The following is a 6,896-nucleotide window of genomic DNA, read 5'->3' as shown; positions in this document are numbered from 1 at the left end:
GATTCTTCAACAAGATCAAGCACTCACGCCGCGTGGCGACCCGCTACGACAAGCTCGCGTCCAGCTTCCTCGGGTTCGTGCAGCTCGCAACGATCCGATGCTGGATCAGGTTTGTCCACACGACCTAAGCGTCGGACGCTCAAGAGCAGTGTGTATTGGTTTTACGACCATTTGGATCATCTGGAAGGCAAGCAAGCTGAAGCGCTTGTTGATTATGCGGCCTCTAAGACTGCGGCTGGAGAGTCGACGTTGCCACTCTACGCATTTTATCATCCCAAGTCAGCATTGTGTGGGCCGAGTATGGGGCTCCCTAGCGTGGAAGGCATAAATTTTATATTTGCTGCTCACGTAGCTAAAGTAGTAAAGGGATGATGCTCGCTCCCAGACAAAAAACTGGATAGATGGCGGAAATTCTTTATGCCACTATCCGATTTTTTATGTTTCCCTGCGCCGATTCATAGGGGTGTTATATCGAACATACTGGCCTTATCTTTTGATTTCGATGGCGGCTTTACAATTATTGGACGGAATAGCTTTCATCCCGACCTGGTGGCTTCTAGGCTTTTGCATCGTCTCAACATTGGGGAGGCCACTCTGGCAGACGTACCTCCCGAATTAGGCGTGCTAACTGATATCCAGCCCTCAAACGGAATTCCGTTAGATATCCTTGCGGCGGTTGAAGGGACGGCAGGACACGCTGAGAAGCGCAGGCCGGAGCGGATCAGAGTGATCTTTGTTTCACAGGCTAGTTCGGAAGACGAAGGGCTGCGAGCCGCTATTGGGAGGGTTGGCCAGTCCTAGGATTAGCTGGGGCCGGAGCGGAAATTTGCTTGTGACGATTGTTTAACGTGTGGCCGCTGCAGTCGCTCTTGCACTTGGCTTGAAATGCTGCCTCAGCCTTGCATCCTGCTGCAAAACCCCCTAATGCGACCGCGTTTTCCGGCCGCGTAGGGCCGTCGATCAGGAACAGGGTGTCATGGCCAAAGAGAAATTCGCTCGCACGAAGCCGCATTGCAACATTGGAACGATTGGTCACGTCGACCATGGCAAGACGTCTTTGACGGCTGCGATCACGAAGGTTCTGGCTGAGTCGGGCGGCGCGTCGTTCACGGCGTATGACCAGATCGACAAGGCTCCCGAGGAGAAGGCTCGCGGCATCACGATCTCGACCGCCCATGTCGAGTACGAGACGGCCAACCGCCACTACGCTCACGTCGACTGCCCCGGCCACGCCGACTATGTGAAGAACATGATCACGGGCGCCGCGCAGATGGACGGCGCGATCCTGGTGGTGTCGGCAGCCGACGGCCCGATGCCGCAGACCCGCGAGCACATCCTGCTGGCGCGCCAGGTCGGCGTTCCCGCGCTGGTGGTGTTCATGAACAAGGTCGATCTCGTCGACGACGCCGAGCTTCTCGAGCTGGTCGAGATGGAGATCCGCGAGCTTCTGTCGAAGTACGACTTCCCCGGCGACGACATTCCGATCACCAAGGGTTCTGCGAAGGTCGCGCTCGACAACGGCGACAAGGCGATCGGCCATGACGCGGTGGTCGCGCTGATGAAGACGGTCGACGACTACATCCCGCAGCCGGCGCGTCCGCTCGACCTGCCGTTCCTGATGCCGGTCGAGGACGTGTTCTCGATCTCGGGCCGCGGCACGGTCGTGACGGGTCGCGTCGAGCGCGGCATCGTGAAGGTCGGCGAGGAAATCGAGATCGTGGGCCTGAAGGACACGGTCAAGACGACGGTGACGGGCGTCGAGATGTTCCGCAAGCTGCTCGACCAGGGCCAGGCCGGCGACAACATCGGCGCGCTGCTGCGCGGCACCAAGCGCGAGGACGTCGAGCGCGGGCAGATCCTGTGCAAGCCGGGCTCTGTGAAGCCGCACACCAAGTTCAAGGCCGAGGCCTACATCCTGACGAAGGAGGAGGGCGGTCGCCATACCCCGTTCTTCACCAACTACCGCCCGCAGTTCTACTTCCGCACGACGGACGTGACCGGCGTGGTGCACCTGCCCGAGGGCACGGAGATGGTGATGCCGGGCGACAACATCGCCATGGAAGTCCACCTGATCGTCCCGATCGCGATGGAAGAGAAGCTGCGCTTCGCCATCCGCGAAGGCGGCAGGACCGTCGGCGCCGGCGTCGTCGCCAGCATCATCGCTTGATTCAAGCGATCGCTGCAAAGCTTTGAAGGGGCGGCGGAAACGCCGCCCTTTTTCGTGTCCAACAGGCGAGCCTTTGCGTTTTTCGACTTGAAAAGCCCGCGCGGTTGAGGCAAACCACCGCCGACTACAGGGGTGTAGCTCAGTTGGTAGAGTACCGGTCTCCAAAACCGGTTGTCGTAGGTTCGAGCCCTACCGCCCCTGCCAGTTTCTTCGTGCCGGTTTCTGCGGGAAGCTGGCTTCCGTCAGATGACGATGACGCTTTCTCGACATTGGAATCTTAAGTCTTCGGCGGACGGTGCGCCGCAGCCGGCATCAGGCTATCGCCGCAGTTCGGTCCTGCTTCGGTCGGTCGGTCCGGCTTCAGCCCGTCGCCGGGCGTCTCCCGCGCGCAGCCGGCAAAACCACTTGGCGAACGCGCCCGACCGTTGTAAGAGCCACGTTACGACGGCGCGCGGCTCCCTGAGCCCCGCGCCGCGAATGTTTCAGGACGGCCGATTCGGCTTCGTGGCGACAGGCTGCGATGCGCTTCGGAACCCAAGGTGACCCATGGCCAAGAGCAGCCCCTTCAGCTTCCTTCAGGACGTCCGCACCGAAGCGTCCAAGGTGACCTGGCCGTCGCGGCGCGAGACGCTGATCACGACGGGCCTCGTGCTTGCCATGGTCGTCGTCTCCAGCCTGTTCTTCCTCTTTACCGACACCATCATCCGCTGGTCGCTCGGCATCATCCTCGGCGCCCGTTGAACGGAATCAAGAACGTGAGCACCCGCTGGTACATCGTCCACGCCTATTCGAATTTCGAGAACAAGGTCGCGCAATCGATCCGCGACCAGGCGGCGCAGCGCAATCTCGCCGACAAGTTCGACGAGGTTCTGGTTCCGACCGAAAAGGTCGTCGAGGTTCGCCGTGGCCGCAAGGTCGAGGCCGAGCGCAAGTTCTTCCCCGGCTATGTGCTGGTGAAGTGCGAGATGACCGACGAGGTCTACCACCTCATCAAGAACACGCCGAAGGTCACGGGCTTCCTGGGCGCCGACAAGGCCAAGCCCATGCCGATCCCCGAGAGCGAGGCGATGCGGATCAAGGGCCAGGTCGCCGAGGGCGTCGAGCGGCCGAAGCCGACGATCGTCTTCGAAATCGGCGAGCAGGTGAAGGTCGCCGACGGCCCCTTCGCCTCGTTCAACGGCGTTGTCGAGGACGTCGATCACGGCCGCGCCCGCCTCAAGGTCGCCGTCTCGATCTTCGGCCGCGCCACGCCGGTCGAGCTCGAATACAGCCAGGTCGAGAAGCTTTAGCGTCTCGCCCCCGAGACGGGTGCGGCCTTCGCAGAAGGCCGATGCACAAAGACTGATTTTAAACCATCGGGCCGGATTCGACAGCTGACCCAATGGTTTAAGCAGGCGCGGCGGCGCCATCGTCGAATTCAGCGCAAGTCAAAGGCCGTTCCTAACACGGCGTTAGTCGGGTCTTAATCTGACTGACGCAACGTCGATGCACAGGTTTGTGCACGGTTAAGATGTTCCTACGCCATTTCAAAGCGACGGTTGGCCAACGTATGGCGCTCTGGGGCGCCGTCCTGGGGGGCGTCGTCTGCATTTATATCGCCAATGAAATGGCTGCTTCCGAGCGGATGGCACGGATCGCTGCGGAGTTGTCCGCGAGCAGCGACGCGCTGGTGCGTATGGAAGAGGCGGCAGCCATCTTCGAAAAGATCCATGGCACGTTCGAAGATCAATCGCCCATCGAGATCGACCGGTCCCAGATCGATGCGATGGCGACCGCCCTCGCCAAGATGGGCGCGGACGCGCAGGGCCCGTTAGGCGACCATGCGCTCCGGGCCAGCACGCTCGTGAGAGAAGTCCAGCAGCAGCCCGATGGTGCCGCGACCCAACGCCTGCTGAAGCAATGGCCTGCGATCCATGAGGACATGCATCTCGCGCTCAACCGGGCGTTGATCGAAGTCAGTAACCGCCTCAAGAGCCAGATGGTCGGCTCTGACCACTTCGAGGGATTGCTGGGCGGCGTTTGCCTTGCTCTGCTTTTGGGCGTCGTCGCGCTGGAGTATCGCTGGCTCGTACGGCCGATCATCGCCATGGCAAGGACGCTGGGGGACGAGAGCGGCGGCGCCGCCTGGCTGGCGAGTATGGCTCAACGGCATGACGAGATCGGTGCACTGGCGCGGGCCTTGCTGTCCCATCTGCGCGACCAGCAGACGGGACAAGAAGCGGCTGTGGCGCGCATGGCCGCGATGTCGGACGATATTCAGCGGCGCGAGCAAGCGCAGGCGCAGAGCATTGCTTTCCAGGACCGCATTGCCGGTATCGTGACTGCGCTGGAGGAGCATTCCAGCCGCATGTCCGACGGCGCGAGGCAACTCGGCGAGATGTCCAGCGACGTCGACCGAAGGGCGTGCGCGGCGGCGCAGTCGACGCAACGCGTAGCGGCCCGCGTCGGTGACGTCGCCGTCACGATCGGTGAGGTCACCGGGCTGCTGCGGACCGCCGCCAGTGAGGCGCAACGCAGTTCACAGGTCAGCAACGGGGCCAAGCTTCTGGTTGGAGCGGCGAGGGCGGACACAGAGGCGCTGCGTGACGCCGTGGCTACGATTTCCGGCATCATCGACATCATCTCGACGGTCGCGAGCCAGACGAATTTGCTGGCCCTCAACGCCACCATCGAGGCCGCACGGGCCGGCGAAAGCGGTCGCGGCTTTGCCGTGGTCGCTTCGGAGGTCAAGCAGCTTGCGCACCGGACGGCGCAGGCGACGGCTGAGGTTCAGGGCGGCCTCGATTCGATCCGGGTTGCGGCTGAACGCATCACGGCACGCGTCGGCGAACTGGTTGCCTCCGTCGATGACGTCGAGGCGGCGGCCGAATCCATCGCCGATCTGACCCGCCTCCAGGAGGCGAATTCATCGTCGATCGCCGACAGTACCAGCCAGACGGCCGGTGACGTCCGCCTCGTCGCCGAGCAGGTCGAGCAACTCGCCGGCATGGTCGAGCGGTGGAGGGCTGCTGCCGATACAGCGACGCTGGCCTCGACGGATCTCGACAGGCAGGCGGCAGGCCTGCGCGACGTCGTCGACGGATTCATCTCCCATTCGCGCGCAGCATGCGGTGGTGGCCCGAGGCGCGCGTGACCGCATGAAAGCGGGGCCTCGCCTCCACCCGGTAGGACCCATCGACCGTCCACCGGCGCCGAAAAGACTTCCCCTCCCGGTCCGGATATGCCATAGCCCCCGCCTCACTCGCGTGGGAGGCGGGCCGGTCGCCAACCGGAATCCCCTGCCGCACCACGCTCTGCAACCACCCCGACCCGGACCGCAAGCGGTTCAGGGGAGGGTCGTCGTCGTTCCGATAGGCATCGGGGCGGACGGCAGGAGCAGCCATCATGGCAAAGAAGATCACGGGCTACGTGAAGCTTCAGGTTCCGGCGGGCGCGGCCAATCCGTCGCCGCCGATCGGTCCGGCGCTGGGTCAGCGCGGCCTCAACATCATGGAATTCTGCAAGGCCTTCAACGCGAAGACCGCGCAGATGGAAAAGGGCATGCCGATCCCGGTGATCATCACCGCGTATCAGGACCGCTCCTTCACCTTCGAAATGAAGCAGCCGCCGGTGTCCTACTGGCTGAAGAAGGCTGCCGGCCTGACCGCGGGTTCCAAGACCCCCGGCCGCGGCGGCAATGTCGGCAAGGTCACCATCGCCCAGATCACCGAGATCGCCGAGAAGAAGATGGCCGATCTCAACTGCGATTCGGTCGAATCCGCCTCGTCCATGATCAAGGGCTCCGCCCGGTCGATGGGCCTGGAAGTCGTGGGCTGAGGGGGCGAAAATGGCACATATCGGAAAGCGCGTCGTCAAGGGCCGTGAAGGCATTGACCGCACCAAGCTCTACCCGCTCACCGACGCGATCGCGTTCGTCAAGGAGCGCGCCACCGCCAAGTTCGACGAGACCGTCGAGGTCTCGATGAACCTGGGCGTCGACCCGCGTCACGCCGACCAGATGGTTCGCGGCGTCTGCAACCTTCCCAACGGCTCGGGCCGCGTCCTGCGCGTCGCCGTGTTCGCACGTGGCGCCAAGGCCGAGGAGGCCAAGAAGGCCGGTGCCGACATCGTCGGCGCGGAGGATCTCGTCGAGATCGTCCAGAAGGGCACGATCGACTTCGATCGCTGCATCGCGACCCCGGACATGATGCCGCTCGTCGGCCGTCTCGGTAAGGTGCTCGGCCCGCGCGGCCTGATGCCGAACCCGAAGGTCGGCACCGTCACCATGGACCTGACCACTGCGGTCGCCGCGTCCAAGGGCGGTTCGGTCGAGTTCCGCGTCGAGAAGGCCGGCATCGTGCATGCAGCCGTCGGCAAGGTCTCGTTTTCGGCCGAGAAGCTGGCCGAGAACATCAAGGCCTTCGCCGACTCGGTTGCCAAGGCCAAGCCGGCGGGCGCCAAGGGCACCTACGTCCAGCGCGTCGCGATCTCTTCGACGATGGGCCCGGGCGTCAAGATCGAGCCGAACACCGTCCTCGGCGGCTGATTTCGGCTCCTGTGCTGCGGCCGGCTCAAGGCCGGCCGGGCATGCGTCTTGATCTTCGGCGATCGAGACGCCACTTGGCAGAAGCGGGCGAAGGCGCTATGACGCTGGCCTGTTTCCATAAGTGATGTGGGCTCCAGCGTGCTTCGCACGAGGGGGTCCGTTTCGCGTTTTTTGGCGGTTTACCGCCGAAAAATGGGTTTTGCG

Annotated in this window: 6 protein-coding genes, 1 tRNA gene and 2 pseudogenes; all 9 read left to right on the top strand. The window is 63.1% G+C overall.

Going from position 1 to position 6,896, the window contains the following annotated elements; genetic code table 11:
• A pseudogene (locus AE618_RS25560) lies at positions 1–128 on the top strand (IS5 family transposase); the annotation flags it as partial.
• Positions 112–801: pseudogene (locus AE618_RS29335) on the top strand (DUF6615 family protein). The pseudogenes AE618_RS25560 and AE618_RS29335, both read left to right, overlap by 17 nt.
• Positions 802–976: 175 nt before the next feature.
• A complete protein-coding gene (gene tuf, locus AE618_RS25555; protein WP_054211888.1) occupies positions 977–2,167 on the top strand; it encodes an elongation factor Tu in 1,191 nt (396 codons plus the stop codon).
• Positions 2,168–2,295: 128 nt separating this feature from the next.
• Positions 2,296–2,371: transfer RNA gene (locus AE618_RS25550), tRNA-Trp, on the top strand.
• Positions 2,372–2,713: 342 nt separating this feature from the next.
• Positions 2,714–2,908, top strand: a complete 195-nt coding sequence (gene secE, locus AE618_RS25545; protein WP_054211887.1) for a preprotein translocase subunit SecE — start codon at positions 2,714–2,716, stop codon at positions 2,906–2,908.
• Positions 2,909–2,922: 14 nt separating this feature from the next.
• The gene (gene nusG, locus AE618_RS25540) at positions 2,923–3,456 is read left to right on the top strand and encodes a transcription termination/antitermination protein NusG (protein ID WP_054211889.1); all 534 of its coding nucleotides are present in this window, start codon (positions 2,923–2,925) and stop codon (positions 3,454–3,456) included.
• Between the two features lie 221 nt (positions 3,457–3,677).
• Positions 3,678–5,300, top strand: coding sequence for a methyl-accepting chemotaxis protein (locus tag AE618_RS25535; RefSeq protein WP_082365582.1), 1,623 nt, complete (start codon positions 3,678–3,680; stop codon positions 5,298–5,300).
• 251 nt (positions 5,301–5,551) lie between these two features.
• Positions 5,552–5,983 (top strand): 50S ribosomal protein L11, encoded by a 432-nt coding sequence (gene rplK, locus AE618_RS25530; protein WP_054144026.1) that lies wholly within the window; start codon positions 5,552–5,554, stop codon positions 5,981–5,983.
• Between the two features lie 10 nt (positions 5,984–5,993).
• Positions 5,994–6,692, top strand: a complete 699-nt coding sequence (gene rplA / locus AE618_RS25525) for a 50S ribosomal protein L1 (protein WP_054211885.1) — start codon at positions 5,994–5,996, stop codon at positions 6,690–6,692.
• Positions 6,693–6,896: the final 204 nt, after the last annotated feature.

The sequence above is a fragment of the Allobosea vaviloviae genome (assembly GCF_001298265.1).
In the GTDB taxonomy this organism is placed as follows: Bacteria; Pseudomonadota; Alphaproteobacteria; order Rhizobiales; family Beijerinckiaceae; genus Allobosea; species Allobosea vaviloviae_B.
This window is presented reverse-complemented; position numbering and strand designations above follow the sequence as displayed.

What these genes read in the sequence shown, in the direction of transcription:
- tuf (WP_054211888.1), top strand. Translation starts at nt 977, where the DNA reads ATGGCCAAAGAGAAATTCGCTCGCACGAAGCCGCATTGCAACATTGGA.
- secE (WP_054211887.1), top strand. Translation starts at nt 2,714, where the DNA reads ATGGCCAAGAGCAGCCCCTTCAGCTTCCTTCAGGACGTCCGCACCGAA.
- AE618_RS25535 (WP_082365582.1), top strand. Translation starts at nt 3,678, where the DNA reads ATGTTCCTACGCCATTTCAAAGCGACGGTTGGCCAACGTATGGCGCTC.
- rplK (WP_054144026.1), top strand. Translation starts at nt 5,552, where the DNA reads ATGGCAAAGAAGATCACGGGCTACGTGAAGCTTCAGGTTCCGGCGGGC.
- rplA (WP_054211885.1), top strand. Translation starts at nt 5,994, where the DNA reads ATGGCACATATCGGAAAGCGCGTCGTCAAGGGCCGTGAAGGCATTGAC.